Origin of the sequence: uncultured Roseobacter sp. (assembly GCF_947488185.1) — a bacterium.
In the GTDB taxonomy this organism is placed as follows: domain Bacteria; phylum Pseudomonadota; class Alphaproteobacteria; order Rhodobacterales; family Rhodobacteraceae; genus Roseobacter.
Map to the genome: position 1 here is coordinate 1 of NZ_CANKYM010000010.1, position 17,655 is coordinate 17,655.

A 17,655-nucleotide genomic window follows, 5' to 3' on the forward strand; every position below is an offset into this window, starting at 1 on the left:
CCCCATCCGCGCCGTGATCTTGGTCTCACCCAAGAAGAATTCAAACTTCTGCTTGGGCTCCGCACCTTGCTTCGCGGCATCCGGCTTGGCCTTGGATTGAGCCAGGAAGGAGGCCAGCACCCGCGTCTGCGCCGCCGCGTCCTCACAGCCTGCAAGCGCATTGCGCAGCTCCTCCGCCTGCCCTTCACTCTTCAGCGCCCGCGCCACATCGACGCCCAGATTGCGCGCAACATCCTTGGGCCACTTCAGGCTGTCCCCCAGCACGCTGAGCAGAAAGACAAAGCTTCGGATGTAAGAGCGCTTGGTCTTGTGCAACGCGCCATAAAGCCGGTTGACCAGCTCCGACGGGTCCGTCTCCTCGATCCCGCTGTCCTGCGCCGCCGTGATCGCCACCTGCGCCATCTCTGCAAAGGTCAGGTCTTCGCGCACAACGTTCTCTTCGACCATATCGACATAACGCGCGATCCGGTCGCCCTGCCCCGCCTCAACGCGCGCGATAATCTCGCCAAATCCTGCGTCGCCGGTCTCACTGAAAAGCTGCGACAGCGCGGTGAACCTGCGCCACCCCTTCTTAAGCTGAAACGCGCCCGCTGCATCGCGGTAGACCTCTATCGGCTCCTTCTGGCCCCGTTCGCGGATCGAGGATTTCAGCTCTTCCATCTCGTCCGACTGCGCCACGGCGTCCAGTTCCAACCGATCACGTGGCAGGTCGTCTGTCCTGATCTCACGCAGCGGAATGCGCACCAGCACCCGCCCCTCGTCCTGCGCATCCCGGAACGCCTTGGCGTCCTCAGCGTTACGACGACGCTGTTCGACCTTGGCCTCCGTGGTTTCCTGCAGGTTTGCAGCGACGTCCCGCACGGCAGCGCCCATCGGGCCCGGGTTTCGAGACCGGCGCGCAGGTGTCGGCTCCGGATCAACCGGCGCAAATCCGAATTTGTTCTTGCCGCTCATGCTGCGTCCTCCTTGCGTCCGCCCTGATCCTTCCAGGCCGCCAGAACCGTCTGCAAAAACTCCGCATAAGCCCTGTCAAAACTCTGGCGCGCGCGCTTCCATGTCTCGCGGGTCATCTGGCGATAATCCTGTTCGTAGACCGACATCTGGAAGCGGCCCGATTGTTCCACTGCACGCGTCATCTCGATCGGATTGGCACAAACGTCTGCGCCAAAAACATTCTTGAAGGCATCCATCATCGCCAAGTGTAGCGGGTTGGTGCCTTCGAAACGCGTCATCAACAAACGGATATCCGCAAATTTCTTCGGAAGCGTTATCCCAGCACTCGCCGCCAGTGCGTCAAAGCCATCGGAGATATCGGCCATCGCATCGCCCAGCTGACCCAGATAGCTGGTGGTGCTGTCATACTCCCAATAGCCGGGGCCAGAGGGGATGTAGAGAATGTCCGCCGCGAAGGCCGCGTTCAGGGACTGGTAACCGATGGCCGGCGGGCAGTCGAAAACAATCATATCATATTGGTCATCCGGCAGCTCATCCAGATACCGCGCGACGCAGCCAAAAAAGCTCCAGGCTTTGTGGATCGACCGGTACTGTGCCGACGCGAACTCCACGAAAGCCGCGTTGGCACAGGAGGGGATGATATCGATGGTCGGCCAGCAAGTCGGTTGAATGAAATCCTGAAACCGCTGCACGCCGATGGAGCGGACATCGTCGGGCAATTCATCCGAAGACGGGTAGGGGCAGTCGTCCGGATCGTCATAGCTCTCCATGATCCGATCTGCCTCCCGGCAAAGATCGCGACACATGATGCCCCAGACGGTGTTCCACTCTTTCACCTCGGTGATGCCCATGGAGTGGGTAAGCGTCGCCTGCGGGTCGAAGTCGACACAAAGAACACGGTAGCCATCCAGCGCAGCCGCATTGGCCAGATGCTGTGCCACAACTGTCTTGCCCACACCGCCTTTGAAATTCGACACCGCAACACGCATAGCACGACCGCGCGGCCGTTCCGGCAAAAGCGTGCGACCCCGAAACCGAATACGGCGACGCAGCTCGTTGATTTCCTCAAGCGAAAACCAACGCTGACGTCCGTCCTCTTCGGTCAGACCCTGGGGCAGGGTTGGATCCTCCGCCAGTTTCTTGCGCAACGTGTCCGCCGGCACATCGAACATGAACTGGCTGATTTCCCAGATTGAGAAGGGGCGCAACGTCTTGACTTCACCAGGTGAAAACGTCGCTTTGCGCACCGCTGCCTGCTGTGCAAGGCTACGTTCATTCATCGTCAGAAGGTCATTATGATCTCTCATGGCTCTGCTCGTGTTATTATCTGCTTGTCGACAAATAACGGGATTTTCAAAAATCGGCAAAGATAAATTTCGGAAATCCACAAATGCGCGAAATCAGGGAAAACGCGCCTCGCGCCACGGCAACCTGCGAAGCAACCACTATATGGTGACAGGTACCATCGTCCGCGGATAAGATATGGTGACACGCAACGCCAGATAGGGTGTCATGAATGCTGTCCCCCTTATCCTATATACCCTTAGAATTTCAAATGAGCTTGAAAAAGTTCAGAATTCTTGCTTTTCCAAAGCCGTTGACAAAATACGGGATTTGGGGCTCTGATCAGAGGTGAGGGGAATCGGCTCAACAGAAGCTGACCTACCGAGGCAAGGATACAGGAAAGCGCATGAGCAGGACAGCATGGAACCACTACGTCTGACAGGACCCGGCGCAAGCGTGGTGAAGTACGATGTGCTGACAGCCTTGTCAGTGGCTGGGTTGAATGGATCACCAACGTTCCAGACCTCGATGATGCGGCTGATTGCGCTGGTGACGGCGCGCTACAACTGGGCGTTGGATGAACTTTGCGTGGGGCAACGCGACATGGCCCGGATGTGGTCAGTGAACGAACGGACCGTCAAACGGGAAATCAAACGGCTGACCGGAGCGGGTGTTCTGATTTGTACACGGCCAGGGGTGCGGGGCAGGGTAGGGGCCTTTCGTCTCAATCACGCGCGCATAGCCGAGGTGTCGGCCCCCTGCTGGGGGCTGGTCGGCCCGGATTTTGAGGCCCGCATGGCAGAACGGCATAGCCAGCCATCGGTAAAGGTCGTGCAATTGCAGAGTTACCGACAAGATTCTGCCGAAACCCCCGCTCCTGTATCCAGCGGTACCCCGTGGGGGCGGGTAATGGCCGATTTATCGGCCCATCATCCGTCGGCGTTTGGCAGCTGGTTTTCGCGGCTCACGTTTCAGGACTGCCGGGCTGGGGTGTTGGCGCTGTCTGCACCGAGCACATTTGTGCAGCGCTACATTGAAACGCATTTGATCGCCCCGCTGACCGCCGCGGCAGAACTGGAGTTCGGCCCTCTGGATCGGATCGAATTCAGAGCCTAATTGGCCTATTAGGCTCTGATGTTCTACCGTGTTCGGTGCTTTTGCCAGGGGTGCGACTCGAAAGTGAACCGACAATGATGCCGGCTTAAGGCGGGTGCGCCCAGACGGCCTGCCAGGCATTGAATTCGGACGGGGTCACCCGGTAGCGGGCAAAGTTACCCGAATGAAGGCCGAGCAACTCGTCTTCCACCACCGCGCGGAAGCGGGCCCGATCATCGACGGGTACATGCGCCGCGGCCCAGTCGAGGATCTGCGCCGGCGTCTGATGACGCGGCACGGCGGCGCGTAGAATCTCGGCCACGATGGTGCGCAATTCGTCGCGGTATCGCAGCCGGAAGGGGTCGGGCTGCCCCAGCGACTGCTGCACCGCACGGTAGCGATCCGCAGAGCGTTGATACGCCCAGAGGAACACATCGCGCATCAGGGCCGGGTTGCCGGTCTCGTAGAAGGCAAGCATGGCCTGTGTGTAGAGTGTCTGCGGCACATCCGCGAAAGACAGCGGGATCAGGTTGCGCCGGATCATTGGGATGTTGGCAGCGAGACGGGAGACTCTTTTGTTCACGTCGTCAAAGGGTTGCAGGTAGGGCAGGTGCAGCAGGATAAAAAGCGCCTGTTCGAAAGGGTCATCGATTGTGTTGGCTTGCCTGCAGAGCTGATCAAAAGCGGTGTCGATCATCTGGGGCAGGGCGAGCGGTTGGAACACCGACCCGCTGATCGCCACCTCGATCTGCCGTAGTCGCCCGGCGGCCGTAGGATCGGGCAGCAGGTTGTTTGCCAGCAACGCATGCAGGTTCAGCAAGGTCATGCGGTCAAAACCTGTTTCACCGGCAGTGTCGACCAGAAACTCAATGGCATCCTTGTGGTTCAGGATCATCTGCGCTTCGATCTGGTCCTTGCCTTCAGCGGCCTCGCCAAAGGCGATCAGACGGCGGGTGTCGAGCAGGGAATACGTGTTTCCTTCCAACCGGCTGGAATTCCACGACAGGTCTATCAGCAAACGGTCAAGGATGTTGCGGGCGTAGGTCCCTGCGGGTTGTTCCGCGGTGATGGGCGTGCCGATCTCGGCAAGCTTTGCACGGTCCTGATCTGTCAGCAGCGGAGCCGTGGCGGGATCATAGGTCTCCAGGAGCGTGGCGTCATAGCCTACGGGGCGTCGTGCCGTCAGCGGTTGCTGCACATTGGCGCGCAGGGCGGCAGCCGCCGCAGACAGGGGGATGGCGCCCGTAGCCTCTGCCTGCCCGTCTGAGAGGCGGTACTTGGCGGCGCGCGCTGCCCCCTCGCGAATGATGGAGCCGGCCTCTACAAGCGCTTTGAGGCGCGCCTGAAGGGTTCTGCGCGGCGGGGCAGGGGCTAGCGCGGCCTCGATCTCTACAAGCCCCAGAGGTCCGTCGTGGTCCCGCAGAACCTGCAACAACTGCTGAACGTCTTCGGGGGGCGTGCGACGGGCCAAACCGACCTCCTGCGAGGGGTAATCCTGCGCGTTTGTCTGATCGCGCAGAAATGTAAGTATTGCGCAGATATCATAGTTATCACGCAAGAATCAAGATATCACGCAGGTTTGTTGCGCGATTTTCTGGTCTGACAGATCAATGGGGGAGGCGGGTCAGTTGTTGACCAGGGAGCTTTTGCCCTTGCGTTCGGGATAGGCCACGCGAACCATCACATTGGCCAGCCCATCATAGGCCTTGCCCCAGGCGGTGCGCGCTTCTTCGGAATAGGCGCTGTCGAGCACGACGCTGAGCATTTTGAGCAGGGCCTCCCGCACCTGGCCGTAGTGCTTTTCTTCCACGCCATAAGCCAGATGGCGCAGGGCCAGGTCCTTCACAACCGGTTCCAACTCCTGGGAGTTCTGCAGTTGTGAAACCACCAGCCCGATGGTGCTCATTAGTTTCATCGCCTGCGAGGACATGTCAGCCAAAAACAAGTCCCGCGTTTCCGGGGCAATATCGAATAGCGCTTCGTAGAATACGTCACCCGACCGCTGCAAATCCGAGGACAGCTGCATGTAAGAAGCTCGAATAATGTCGATGTCGTCCTGGGTCAGGTCCATTGAATTCGCTCCACCTGGTCTTCTAATTGCGGGTCCATCCAATAACGCGGTTCATTCGTCATGATGAAAAGCTGGTATCTGCGCCCATGCCGAAGTCTAGATTTTACATGTGTTTCGGACAACCTGCAGAATTGCATGAGGGTCTGGCAAAAATGCACATAACGCGGGACCTCATGCGACGACGGCGGGCCGGGGTGATTTGAGCCGTCAGGCTGCGGGTCGCAGGTGTTCGAAGAGGCCGCGCTATCGTCCATCGAAGCCTCGACCGCCCATGTCCTGACGCAGCGCCAGAGCGCCGGGAGCAGAGGTCTGCCCCGAAAAATGAGGATACCCTCCGCAGGTCTGAAACTCTCTGAAACTTAAGCACTTTTTCCAAAGTCACGTTACGTCTTGCGCCAGCGCATGACCTGCTTGCAGCGCTGCGGGTTCCGCGCATTGCCCTCAATCGGTACGTCACAAGAGAGCTGGAGCCGGGCCGATCTGTGCCCGCATTCTCAGCGTGTGAATTTAAATGGTTAATACCAAGGAGAGACAGCGTGCCTGCCCCAGTTCCATTCCACGGTTCCTATTTGAACGACTACATTACCATTCATGACCTGCCGCCCTGGTTTGAAGGTCCTTGGAACGGTTGGATTTTCGGGCATGGCGGTAATGACACCTTTCGGTATGATTTTGACCCGTCGCAGCAAGGTCGTTTTGGGCTGAACCACTACTACTATGGCGGCAGCGGCACCGATCTGATGGACTATGGACTTACCCAATTCGATATCAGCGCCGATCTGGAAAGTGGCATCGGGACAATTCATGGCCTGACGGTGACACTCTACGAGAAAGAAACAGGTGAGCCGTTTATCTATCACTACTCTGAGAATGAGTACTATGAATCCATTGAGAACCTGTTCGGCGGTCACGGCAATGACACACTGCAAGGAACTGACTGGGAGAATTGGCTCCGCGGATCCGATGGCAATGATGTGATTGAAGGGCGCGGCGGCGACGACAGTCTGCAGGGCGAGGTTGGTGACGATACGGTGCGGGGCGGCGAGGGTGACGACACCGTCGACGGCGGCAGCGGTGACGATTCCCTGATGGGTAACGCCGGGAATGACCTGCTGCAGGGTGGCAGTGGGGATGACTCCCTGTCCGGCGGCGCAAACAACGATACGCTTGACGGCGGAGAGGGTGACGACCGTCTTTATGGCGGCAGTGGTAACGACGACCTGGACGGTGGAGAAGGTGATGACCTGCTGCGCGGTAATAGCGGCAGTGACTGGATGGAAGGCGGTGAGGGCAACGATACGCTTCAGGGCGGTCAGGGCATCAACACCGCGATCTACGACACCAGTGGCGTGGTCGGTGACATCATCGTTCAGCTCTACAACGGCTCAAGCAGCGGCGCGCTTGGCAACGACTCGCTCTCCGACATTCAAAACGTGGTCGTGACAGGCGGTAGCAATGCAATCGTTGTGGGCGACGCTGACGGCAATCTGCTGATGACTGGTTCGGGCGATGACGAGGTGCACGGTCTCGAAGGCGAGGACACGATCTATGGCAACGCCGGGAACGATACTCTGAGCGGCTACAGCGAGAATGACTACATCTCGGGCGGCGACGGTGAAGACCTGGCCTATGGCGGGTCCGGAAATGACACGCTCTCGGGTGGTGAGGGTAACGATACACTATTCGGTGACAGTGCGCATGATCTGGTCCAGGGCGGTGACGGCAACGATGAAATCGACGGCGGGGGGGGCTGGGATACCCTCGAAGGCGGGGATGGTCATGACGACATCCACGGCGCCAGCGGCAACGATGATATCGAAGGCGGCGAGGGCAACGACACGATTGATGGCGGCAGCGGCAATGACACGATCGACGCTGGCAGCGGCAATGATACAGTCTATGCCGGGAACCATAACGACGTGATCAAAGGCCGCACCGGAAATGACTACATTGACGGTGGGTCGGGCAACGACGTGGCGGACGGCGAAGGCGGCAATGACAGACTTTGGGGCCGCGACGGGGAAGACACTCTGAACGGCGGCTATGGTGAGGATTCGCTGGACGGTGGCGAGGACGACGATGTGCTGAATGGCGGCATGGGCGATGACGTGCTGTCAGGCGGTGATGGATACAATGAGCTCACTGGTGGTCTTGGTGCGGATACCTTCCTGTGGAAGGCGACCGGTGGCGGTGTCGGATACGCGGATATTTCCGACTTCGAACTGGGCGTGGATATCCTGGCATTCGAAGCCGGGTTTCTTGCGCAATCGGACCTGACCAAAAAAACCCAGCTTTCGGATATGCTCACCGTTATTGGATTTGGCCCTGACACCTACCTTGCCGCTGAAACCGCCGAAGAGGGTTTGCAGTGGATTGCAAGATTCCGGAACGTGGACACGGAAGAATTTGCAACCAAGATCAATGATGGCTCAATCTTTGAGTTCGGTGAGGGCGACGGTGGCCCACCACCGTGGGGCGGGTTGAATGCCGGTGATCTGTCAGGCGACAATTTCGTGTTTTAGGAATCCCTCCAACGCGCAAACCCGGCACCTTCTGCCTTTGGATTCCGGGTTTGCGTGTACATTGGGAGTGGTTGGAAAGCGTCGCCCCCGCACTCCAACCGAAAAGCGCCGCGCGAAAATCGCGCGGCGCTTGTTTTTCATCTGGGTGAGCTCAGCAGTTGAAGCTGGCCATTTCCCCATCCAGCCATTTGCGGAAGCCGCGGATCTTGGGTGAATTGCGCCGACTTTCGGGATAGGTCAGCCAATAAGCGCTGCCATCATCGCAGGTCAGATCAAAGGGTCGGGTCAGCAACCCCAAGTCAACCTCATCGCGGAAAAAGGCGGGCGTCAGCATCGCAACCCCATGACCGGCCATCGCGGCGTTGGCTTCAATGACCTGAGGTCCGAAGTTTTGCACTGTGCGGTTAGGCAAATTGGCCAGGCCAACGCCGACCGCATCAAACCACATCCGCCACCACGGATCGGAATGGGCAAGGATCGGAAGCTTCAAGAGATCTTCCGGGTGCGACACCCCGCCAATCGAGTCGGCCAAGGCCGGACTCAACATCGGGGTGAAGGCGGTTTTCATGATTTTATGGCAGGTCAGGCCAGGCCAGTTTCCCTTGCCGCCCCGAATGGCGACATCAAAACTGCTGGCGTTAAAATCCACCAGTGTTTCGCCAACTTCTATCCGAACGGCGATGTCGGGATTGGCCAACTGAAATCCGCCAAGCCGCCGGGCGAGGAAATTTGTGGCGAACGTCGGAATGACACTGATCGACAAGGTGCCCTGCGTTGTGCCTTTTGCCTCCGCATATGCCTCGGCGATCATGTCCAGCGATGCGGTCATCCGATCCGAAAACCGGGCCCCGACTTCGGTCACCTGAACGCCGCGCGGTTTGCGATGAAAAAGCGAAGCACCGACGCGGTCTTCCAGCACTTTGATCTGATAGCTGACCGCTGCCTGCGTCATCCCAAGCTCGGCGGCGGCGGTGGTGAAGTTACCGTAGCGTGCAGCTGCTTCGAAAACGCGAATGGCAGCCAACGGTGGGAGAGGGGATCGTGTCATCGATAAATCTCACTTATGTCTCTATACCGTGGATTTGTTGGGAATGCATCTGACTTCAGCGCATTTTAGAGCTGTGAATCAGTCCCACTTGGAATCCATGGTGTCAGTATGAAATTATATCAGAAAGCTATGAAAAAACTACGTTTTTTGAGGCTTTTTAAGCTGTCATCCGGTGGATTCTGGCGAAATTCCTGCCGCAGTCATCGCACTTTTGATTTGTCAGACCACATGCGCAGAGACATTGGGTTAACTGATCATAAACAGCATGAGAGACGGCGTTCGTTTGGCCATCATTGGCTTTAATTCCGCAATGTCTCTTTGATGTGTGCAGGTTTCATGGTCCATACATCGGGCGATATTCCGAAGGGGTGCGGTTTGTTCGGATGAGTTAGGCCATGTATTTTGTGTTGGGCCAGTTTGGCTTTCGTGCCCGAAGAGGTGACGAGCGCTATCAGTTTCCACCGGGAAAAACCCCATGATTTCCAAAAAATCGAATGTATTGGGCCGCGCAGAAAAGGCAGTGCACGCACGCGGGGAGTGCACTGGCAAGGTGATTGGTCAAGGTCGATGAAATTGCCCGCGCGTTAGCTGGGCAAAACGGCGGTCGCCTCAATCTCAACAAGCGCTTGATCTTCGATCAAATCCGCGACAACAACCATGGTCATAGCCGGAAAATGGCGCCCCAACACGCTGCGATAGGCGGCACCTACTTCGCTTTGGCGCGATAAGTACTCTTTTTTATCAGTCACATACCATGTAAGCCGGGTGATGTCGGCCGCCGCGCCACCGGCCTCTTCGACAACCTGCAGGATGTTGCGCAGGGCCTGGGTCATCTGCCCGATGAAGTCATGTGTCTCGAATTTCTGCGCGGCGTTCCACCCGATCTGGCCGCCGACAAAGAGGTGGCCATCATCGGTCAGGACGCCATTGGCATAGCCCTTTGCAGGCGCCCACCCGTCGGGATCAATGATGCGGTGTGGCATGGCGCCTCTTCTTATTTGGAAAATTGAAATGTCGGGTCACCTAAGGGTCCTCTTTCAGCCGGAACCGCTGTATCTTGCCGGTCTGCGTCTTGGGCAAGGCCGTGATAAACCGGACGGATCTTGGGTATTTATAGGGCGCGATGGTTGCCTTGACATGCTCCTGCAGCGCCTCTGCGGTGGTCTGATCCGCCGCCACGCCGTCGGCCAGTACGACATGCGCCTCGACGATATGCCCGCGCTCTGGGTCGGGCACGCCGATCACGCCGCATTCCAGCACCGCGTCATGGGACAGAAGGGCGGCCTCCACCTCAGGCCCCGCTATATTGTAGCCGGAGGAGACGATCATATCGTCATTCCGCGCGGCGAAATGCAGATAGCGGTCTGCGTCCATCACGAAGGTATCGCCGGTGACGTTCCACCCGTCCTGCACGTAGAGGGACTGGCGTTCGTCTGCGAGGTACCGGCATCCCGTCGGTCCCTTGACGGCCAGACGTCCCGGCGTGCCGACCGGCACCGGGGCGCCGTTCTCATCGATCAAGCGGACCTGATAGCCGGTGACGGGCTTGCCCGTGCAAGCTGGTTTATGGTCGTCGAAACGGTTGGAGATGAAGATATGCAGCATCTCGGTCGCGCCGATGCCGTCGAGCATGGGTTTGCCGGTCTTGGTCATCCATTCCTCATAGACCGGGCCGGGCAGGGTCTCACCGGCGGAGACGGCGGCGCGCAGGCTGGACAGGTCGGCGCCGTCCTCCATGGCGCGCATCATCGCGCGATAGGCGGTCGGCGCGGTGAAACAAACCGTGGCGCGGTATTTCTCGATGATGTCGATCATATTCGGCGGGGAGGCGGTTTCGAGCAGGGTTGCCGCCGCGCCGAACCGCAAAGGGAAGATCGCGAGCCCGCCAAGCCCGAAGGTGAAGGCCAAAGGCGGGGAGCCGACAAAGATATCCTCAGGCACCACGCCCAGAACCTCGCGCGCGTAGCCATCGGCGATGATCAGCAGATCGCGGTGGAAGTGCATGGTGGCCTTGGGATCGCCGGTTGTGCCGGAGGTGAAACCCAAAAGCGCCACATCATCCCGCCCGGTCTCGACCGCGTCGAACTGCACCGGTTTTTCAAGTGCCAGCCGGTCGAGTTCCGCATCGTGGTTGGAGGTGCCGTCGAAGCCCACCACGGATTTCAGGAACGTCGATCCCTTGGCACAGGCCACCATCTCGTCCATCAGCCGCGTGTCGCAGAGCGCGTGGGTGATCTTGGCCTTGTCGACGATCTGGCCAAGCTCGCCCGCGCGCAGCATCGGCATGGTGTTGACCACCACCGCGCCCGCCTTTGTCGCGGCCAGCCAGCAGGCCACCATCGCGGGGTTGTTGGCCGAGCGGATCAGCACGCGGTTGCCCGGTTTGATCTTGAGGTCGTCCACCAGCGCATGGGCCAGCCGGTTGGTCCAGTCGCTGAGCTCCTTGTAGGTCCGCCGCCGCCCGTTGCCGATCAGTGCCGTATTGTCGCCCATGCCGCGGGCGACCACCGCATCGGTCAGTTCCACCCCGGCGTTCAGCCGGTCGGGATAATCGAACCCCTCGAGCAAAAATTCAGGCTGCGCGGCGGGCGGCGGCAGGTTGTCCCGGGCGAAGGTGTCGGTATGTGCGGAAGGCCCCAGCATGGTTCAATCGTTGGCTTCGGGCGGCAGGAAATCGACGTCATGTTCGGCAGAGATGCGGGCGGCCTCTTCGGGGTCGGAAAGGTTGTGCAGCTGGTCGAAGAGGTCCTTGAGCTTGCCCATGGGCGAGACCCAGAAGAGCGCGCGGCAGGGTTGGTCGGACTTGTTGAAATAGCCGTGGGGAATGCCCTTGGGCATGCGGACGACGTCACCGGGATAGGCCTTGGACCAGACCCCATCGAGCTTAAGATCCAGCTCACCCTCCTGCACCAGAATGAATTCGTCCTGCGTCGGGTGGATGTGTACGGGGACGAAATCGCCCGGGTTCGAATTGGTCTCGAAGGCAAAGGTGGTGTCGCAGATCGCCTTGGGGAAATAGGCCTGTCCAAGGATGTTCCATTCGGTGCCGTCAAAGCCCGCGCCGTTTTTGGTGATGCCTTTCTCTAGATCGGTCATGGTTTATTTCCTTTCAAGTGAATGGGTTACGTTCCCATGGTTTGACGCGCGATGATCACGCGCTGCACGTCCGAGGCGCCCTCGTAGATGCGCAGGGCGCGGATATCGCGGTAAAGTTCCTCGACCTTCTGACCCTTGCGCACGCCGTCGCCGCCGTGCAGCTGCACGGCCTTGTCGATGACTTTCTGCGCCTGATCGGTGCTGAAGAGCTTGGCCATGGCCGCTTCGCGGGTGACACGCGGCGCGCCACTGTCCTTGGCCCAGGCCGCGCGGTAGATGAGCAAGGCGCTGGCGTCGATGTCGAGCGCCATATCCGCGATATGGCCCTGCACGATCTGCAGATCGGCCAGCGGCGCGCCTCGTACCTTGCGGGTCTGGATGCGGGTCAGGCTTTCGTCCAGCGCGCGGCGGGCAAAGCCCAGAGCCGCCGCCGCCACGGTGGAGCGGAAGACATCGAGCACCGACATGGCGATCTTGAACCCTGCGCCGCTGTCGCCGATGCGGGCAGAGGCGGGCAGGCGGACATCCGAGAAGCGCAGTGTCGCGAGGGGGTGCGGGGCGATCACTTCGAGCCGCTCGGTGACCTCGAACCCGGGCAGGTCTGCGGGCACGACGAAGGCCGAGAGCCCGCGCGCGCCGGGTCCGTCGCCGGTGCGGGCAAAGACCGTGTAGACATCGGCGATACCGCCGTTGGAAATCCACGTCTTTTCCCCGTTCAGGATGTAGTCATCACCGTCGCGCGTGGCCGTCATGGTGGCATTGGCCACGTCCGATCCCGACTGCGGTTCGGTCAGCGCAAAGGCGGCGATGGCCTCACCGCGGCGCACCTTGGGCAGCCAGGCCTCCTTTTGCGCATGGGTGCCAAAGAGCGTGAGCGCGCCGGTGCCCAGACCCTGCATGGCGAAGGCGAAATCCGCGAGTCCGTCGTGGCGCGCCAGCGTCTCCCGGATCAGGCAGAGCGCGCGCACATCAAAGGCGGGGCCTTGCGGGGCGGCGTGTTCGAGGAATGTTTCCTGCCCCATCGCCGCGACCAGCGTGCGGCAGGCGGCATCGGTGTCGGCATGGTCGATTTGCTGCGTGGCACGCGCTGCCCAGTTGTCGATCCACGCGGCGAGGGCGCGGTGCTTGCCGTCGAAGAACGGCCAATCGAGAAAGCTCTTGTCTGCCATCAATCCCCCTCGAACACCGGTTTTTCCTTGGCCACGAAAGCGGTGTAGGCGCGTTCGAAATCGCCGGTCTGCATGCAGATCGCCTGCGCCTGCGCCTCGGCCTCGATGGCCTGTTCGATCGACATGGACCATTCCTGCGCCAGCATCGTCTTGGTCATCATATGCGCGAAATTCGGGCCTGCAACGATCCGTTCAGCAAGGCTGTGCGCCTCGGCGGTGAGGTCTTCGGCGGGCACCAGACGGTTGTGGAAGCCCCAGGCGTGGCCTTCCTCGGCGCTCATCGACCGGCCCGTGTAGAGCAATTCCGCCGCGCGGCCCTGCCCGATGATCCGCGGCAGGATTGCACAGGCGCCCATGTCGCAGCCGGCAAGTCCAACGCGCGTAAAGAGAAAGGCGGTCTTGGCCTCGGGCGTGGCGATGCGCATATCGGACGCCATGGCAATGATCGCGCCCGCGCCGACGCAGATGCCGTCGATGGCGGCGATCACCGGTTTGCCGCAATTGACCATCGCCTTGACCAGATCGCCGGTCATGCGGGTGAAGTTGAGCAGCTCTTTCATGCTCATCTGCGTTAGCGGGCCGATGATGTCGTGCACGTCACCCCCCGAACTGAAATTGCCGCCGTTGGAGGCAAAGATCACCGCGTCCACATCCTCCGCATAGACCAGATCGCGGAACCAGTCGCGCAGCTCGGCATAGCTGTCGAAGGTCAGCGGGTTTTTCCGCTCCGGCCGGTCGAGCGCGATAGTCGCGATACGGTTGCTGATCTCGCAGTGAAAATATTGTGGCGGGTTACGCATCATCGGCGTCCTTCCTGTCGAGGGTCAGGGCGGTGCCCAGATCGTCGGCCATGCGGCGGGTGTCCTCGGGGCTGAGCCCGCCCAGTAACTCGCTCACCCACTCCTCATGGGCGGCGGCCTGTCGTTCGAATTCGGCAATGCCGTTCCGGGTCAGGCGGACACGCGCGGCACGCCGGTCGCCGGGTACCGCCTCGCGCAGCATGAACCCGTCTTCGGTCAGCCGGTCGACGATGCCGGTCACATTACCGTTGGAGACCATCAGAAGCCGCGACAGCTCGCTCATCTTCATGCCCTTGGGGTTGCGGTAGAGCGCCGACATGACGTCGAAGCGAGGCAGGGTGGTGCCGAAGCTCAGGCGCAGCCTTTCACGCAATTCGGCCTCGACCAGGCGGTTGATCTTCAGCAGCCGCAGCCAGAGGCGCAGATGCTCCTTGGAGGCGGGATCGGCGGAGGATTGATCTTGCGGTTTCATATCTCGCCCCCGGACAGGGCAAGGGCGTGGCCATTGACCATCGCGGCACCGGGGGAGGCAAGGTAGAGCGCGGCGGAGGCGACTTCGTCGGGGGTGATCAGCCGCCCGATCGGGTTGTTGGAGACGACCATTTTGCGCGCGGCCTCTTCGTCAAGATCGCGGCCCTGCATCACACTGTTCACGGCGGCCTCGGCCATGGGCGTGTCGACAAAGCCCGGGCAGATCGCATTGCAGGTGATCCCCTTGCGCGCGACCTCATGGGCCACCGACCGCACGAGGCCCAGCACCCCGTGTTTCGAGGCCGCATAAGCCGCGATGCGGCCCCCGCCTTTCAGCGCCTGTGTCGAGGCGATGGCGATCAGCCGCCCGCCATCGGACATGTCGCGCAGGGCGGCGCGGAAGGTCAGGAAGGTGCCGGTGAGGTTGGTCGCCAATGTGGCGTTCCACTCCTCAAGGCTCACCTCGGTCAGTGGTGCAGCGCGCCCGCTGCCCGCATTGGCGATCACCACATCAAAGGGCTCTGCAAAGAGCGCGTCGACGGCGGCCTCATCGGTGATGTCGGCGCTCACACAGGTCATGCCGCGCCCGTCGTCCGTCTCGTGCAGCGCCGCGTCCCGGCGGCCCGCGATGGTGACGTGATCGCCCGCGTCGGCGAAGGCGCGGGCAATGCCGCGTCCGATGCCCGACCCGCCGCCTGTGACCAGAACCCGTCTCATACCGCCCCTCCCATTTCCGCTTCGCGGTCCGCGAGGCGCCAGAGCTGATCGCGCCCCGCCTCATAGGGCAAGGGCCAGGGCTGTGCCCGGTCGCCGATTTCCGCGCCCGCGTGCAGTGTCCAATAGGGGTTGGAGAGATGCGGGCGGGCGAGGCAGACCAGATCGGCGCGGCCCGCCATCAGGATCGAATTGACGTGATCGGGCTCGTAGATATTGCCGACGGCCATGGTGGCGATGTTTGCCTCGTTGCGGATACGGTCGGAAAACGGCGTCTGGAACATGCGCCCGTAGACCGGTTTGGCCTGCGTCGAGGTTTGCCCGGCGGAAACGTCGATGATGTCGGCGCCTGCTGTTGCAAAGGCCTTGGCGATCTCGACGGCCTCTTCGGGCGTGACCCCGTCCGCGCCCGCCCAGTCACTGGCGGAGATGCGCACGGACATCGGTTTGGCTTCGGGCCAGACGGCGCGCATGGCGGCGAACACCTCCAGCGGATAGCGCAGGCGATTGTCGAGGGGGCCGCCATAGTCATCTTTGCGCGTGTTCGACAGGGGCGAGATGAAGGAGGAGATCAGATACCCATGGGCCGCGTGCAGTTCGATCATGTCAAAGCCCGCGCGGTTGGCCATTTCCGCCGCCGCGACGAATTCCGCCTTTACCGCGTCCATGTCATCGCGCGTCATCGCACGGGGCACCGCGTTCTCCGCCGACCACGGGATCGCCGAGGCGGAGATCAGCTCCCAATTGTCGCGCTCCAGTGGGCTGTCCATGCCTTGCCACGCCACATTGGTGGAGCCCTTGCGGCCCGAATGGCCGATCTGGCAGCAGATCTTGGCTGTCGTTTCCGCGTGCACAAAATCCGTCAGACGCCGCCAGGCGGCCTCGTGCTCGGGGGCGTAGAGACCGGGGCAGCCCGGGGTGATCCGGCCCTTGGCCGAAGTGCAGGTCATCTCTGTATAGATCAGCCCGGCACCGCCCTTGGCGCGTTCGGCGTAATGCACGAAATGCCAGTCGGTCGGACAGCCATCGACGGCCTTATATTGCGCCATGGGCGAGACGACGACGCGGTTTTCCAGCGTCATGTCGCGCAGCCTGAAGGGGGCGAACATCGGCGCGCGCACCGGGGTCTCCGGCCCGCCGGCCTGGGTCTGGAACCAGCGTTCCGCGCTTTCGAGCCATTCCGGATCGCGCAGGCGCAGGTTTTCGTGGCTGATCCGCTGGCTGCGGGTCAGCAGGGAATAGTTGAACTGCACCGGATCGAGGCCGAGGTAACGCTGCACCTCCTCGAACCATTCCAGCGAATTGCGTGCAGCCGATTGCAGGCGCAAGACCTGAACCCTGCGTTCCTCCTGATAAAGGGCAAAGGCCTCTGCCAGCGTGTCCTTGGTGGTGACGTAGTCAGCCAGCGCAATGGCGCTTTCCAGCGCCAGTTTCGTGCCGGACCCGATGGAGAAATGCGCCGAGGCCGAGGCGTCGCCCATCAGCACCACGTTCTTGTGGCTCCAGTTCTCACAAAGCACCCGGGGAAAGTTGATCCAGGCCGAGCCGCGGATATGGTTCGCGTTGGTCATCAGCGCATGGCCGTCCAGGTGGTCCTTAAAGACCTCTTCACAGACCGCGATGCTTTCCTGCTGGCTCATCTCGCCAAAGCCATAGGCGTTCCACGTGTCCTCATCTGTCTCGACAATGAAGGTCGCCGTGTCCGCATCGAACTGATAGGCATGCGCCCAGAGCCAGCCCTTGTCGGTTTCCTCAAAGATGAAGGTGAAGGCATCGTCGAATTTCTGACGGGTGCCCAGCCAGACAAACTTGCAGGCGCGCATCTCGATGTTCGGCTTGAAGTGATCGGCAAACTCGCTGCGGGCGATGGAGTTCAACCCGTCGGAGGCCACCACCAGGTCGTAGCCTTTGGCAAATTCCGCAACGCTGTCGATGCTGTGTTCGAAGACGAGGGTTACACCCAGGTCGCGGGCGCGGGCCTGCAGAAGGATCAGCAGGCGCTTGCGTCCGATCCCGCAGAATCCATGACCGGTGGAAAGCTGTTTGTCGCCCCGGTAGAAGACCGCGATATCGTCCCAATAGGCAAAGTGATCGCGGATCGCCTTTGCGCTGGTGGGGTCGTTCTGCATCAGGTTGTCGAGGGTTTCGTCCGACAGCACCACGCCCCAGCCAAAAGTGTCATCGGGCTTGTTGCGCTCAAAAACAGTGACATCCGCGTCCGGTTGGCGCAGTTTCAGCGATATCGCGAAGTAGAGACCCGCAGGCCCACCGCCGAGACATGCGACACGCATGAGCATCCCCTTTGCCGAAATCCGATTGCGGGTAGGGTAGGCGGGGGGCCAAACTATTTCAAGTCTGAAATTTTAAGCTTGAAATAAAAATGGCGCGGCCATAGGAATTTTGGGGGACATGTACCGCCCGTGTCCATCAC

Annotated in this window: 15 protein-coding genes; 2 read left to right on the plus strand and 13 right to left on the minus strand. The window is 60.7% G+C overall.

All coding sequences use genetic code 11. From position 1 onward, the window contains the following. The coding region (locus Q1A52_RS22285; RefSeq protein WP_300019977.1) for a ParB N-terminal domain-containing protein at positions 1-954 on the minus strand (954 nt) is incomplete at its 3' end. After that, positions 951-2,261, minus strand: a complete 1,311-nt coding sequence (locus tag Q1A52_RS22290) for an AAA family ATPase (RefSeq protein ID WP_299832455.1) — start codon at positions 2,259-2,261, stop codon at positions 951-953. The genes Q1A52_RS22290 and Q1A52_RS22285, both read right to left, overlap by 4 nt. A gap of 397 nt (positions 2,262-2,658) precedes the next feature. Here Q1A52_RS22290 and Q1A52_RS22295 point away from each other — a divergent pair, with 397 nt between their 5' ends. Then, complete coding sequence (locus tag Q1A52_RS22295; protein WP_300019979.1) at positions 2,659-3,354, plus strand: DnaA N-terminal domain-containing protein; 696 nt, start codon at positions 2,659-2,661, stop codon at positions 3,352-3,354. Between the two features lie 85 nt (positions 3,355-3,439). On the opposite strand, the gene Q1A52_RS22300 is transcribed toward Q1A52_RS22295, so the two are convergent. Next, positions 3,440-4,891, minus strand: coding sequence for a Fic family protein (locus Q1A52_RS22300; protein WP_300019980.1), 1,452 nt, complete (start codon positions 4,889-4,891; stop codon positions 3,440-3,442). 66 nt (positions 4,892-4,957) lie between these two features. Further along, positions 4,958-5,404, minus strand: a complete 447-nt coding sequence (locus Q1A52_RS22305; protein WP_300019982.1) for a globin domain-containing protein — start codon at positions 5,402-5,404, stop codon at positions 4,958-4,960. Between the two features lie 536 nt (positions 5,405-5,940). Here Q1A52_RS22305 and Q1A52_RS22310 point away from each other — a divergent pair. Continuing rightward, positions 5,941-7,926, plus strand: coding sequence for a calcium-binding protein (locus tag Q1A52_RS22310; protein ID WP_300019984.1), 1,986 nt, complete (start codon positions 5,941-5,943; stop codon positions 7,924-7,926). Positions 7,927-8,077: 151 nt separating this feature from the next. Here the strand turns inward: Q1A52_RS22310 and Q1A52_RS22315 are convergent, their stop codons facing one another. The 9 genes from Q1A52_RS22315 to Q1A52_RS22355 form a co-directional block, all read right to left on the minus strand. Continuing rightward, positions 8,078-8,974 carry a LysR substrate-binding domain-containing protein gene (locus Q1A52_RS22315; protein ID WP_300019986.1) on the minus strand — a complete coding sequence of 299 codons (897 nt, stop codon included), beginning with the start codon at positions 8,972-8,974 and terminating at the stop codon, positions 8,078-8,080. 584 nt (positions 8,975-9,558) lie between these two features. After that, positions 9,559-9,957 (minus strand): RidA family protein, encoded by a 399-nt coding sequence (locus tag Q1A52_RS22320; RefSeq protein WP_300019988.1) that lies wholly within the window; start codon positions 9,955-9,957, stop codon positions 9,559-9,561. A gap of 40 nt (positions 9,958-9,997) precedes the next feature. Next, complete coding sequence (locus Q1A52_RS22325; RefSeq protein ID WP_300019990.1) at positions 9,998-11,617, minus strand: AMP-binding protein; 1,620 nt, start codon at positions 11,615-11,617, stop codon at positions 9,998-10,000. Positions 11,618-11,620: 3 nt separating this feature from the next. Then, positions 11,621-12,070 (minus strand): cupin domain-containing protein, encoded by a 450-nt coding sequence (locus Q1A52_RS22330; protein WP_300019992.1) that lies wholly within the window; start codon positions 12,068-12,070, stop codon positions 11,621-11,623. Between the two features lie 26 nt (positions 12,071-12,096). Then, positions 12,097-13,239 (minus strand): acyl-CoA dehydrogenase family protein, encoded by a 1,143-nt coding sequence (locus Q1A52_RS22335; protein ID WP_300019994.1) that lies wholly within the window; start codon positions 13,237-13,239, stop codon positions 12,097-12,099. Further along, the gene (locus Q1A52_RS22340; RefSeq protein ID WP_300019996.1) at positions 13,239-14,039 is read right to left on the minus strand and encodes an enoyl-CoA hydratase family protein; all 801 of its coding nucleotides are present in this window, start codon (positions 14,037-14,039) and stop codon (positions 13,239-13,241) included. The genes Q1A52_RS22335 and Q1A52_RS22340 overlap by 1 nt, the downstream gene beginning before the upstream one ends. Then, the gene (locus Q1A52_RS22345; RefSeq protein WP_300019998.1) at positions 14,032-14,511 is read right to left on the minus strand and encodes a MarR family winged helix-turn-helix transcriptional regulator; all 480 of its coding nucleotides are present in this window, start codon (positions 14,509-14,511) and stop codon (positions 14,032-14,034) included. The genes Q1A52_RS22340 and Q1A52_RS22345 overlap by 8 nt, the downstream gene beginning before the upstream one ends. Then, entirely contained in the window at positions 14,508-15,227 is a 720-nt protein-coding gene (locus Q1A52_RS22350) for an SDR family NAD(P)-dependent oxidoreductase (RefSeq protein ID WP_300019999.1), read from the minus strand. Before Q1A52_RS22350 ends, Q1A52_RS22345 begins: the two co-directional genes overlap by 4 nt. Further along, the gene (locus tag Q1A52_RS22355) at positions 15,224-17,515 is read right to left on the minus strand and encodes a bifunctional salicylyl-CoA 5-hydroxylase/oxidoreductase (protein WP_300020001.1); all 2,292 of its coding nucleotides are present in this window, start codon (positions 17,513-17,515) and stop codon (positions 15,224-15,226) included. Before Q1A52_RS22355 ends, Q1A52_RS22350 begins: the two co-directional genes overlap by 4 nt. Between the last annotated feature and the right edge of the window lie 140 nt (positions 17,516-17,655).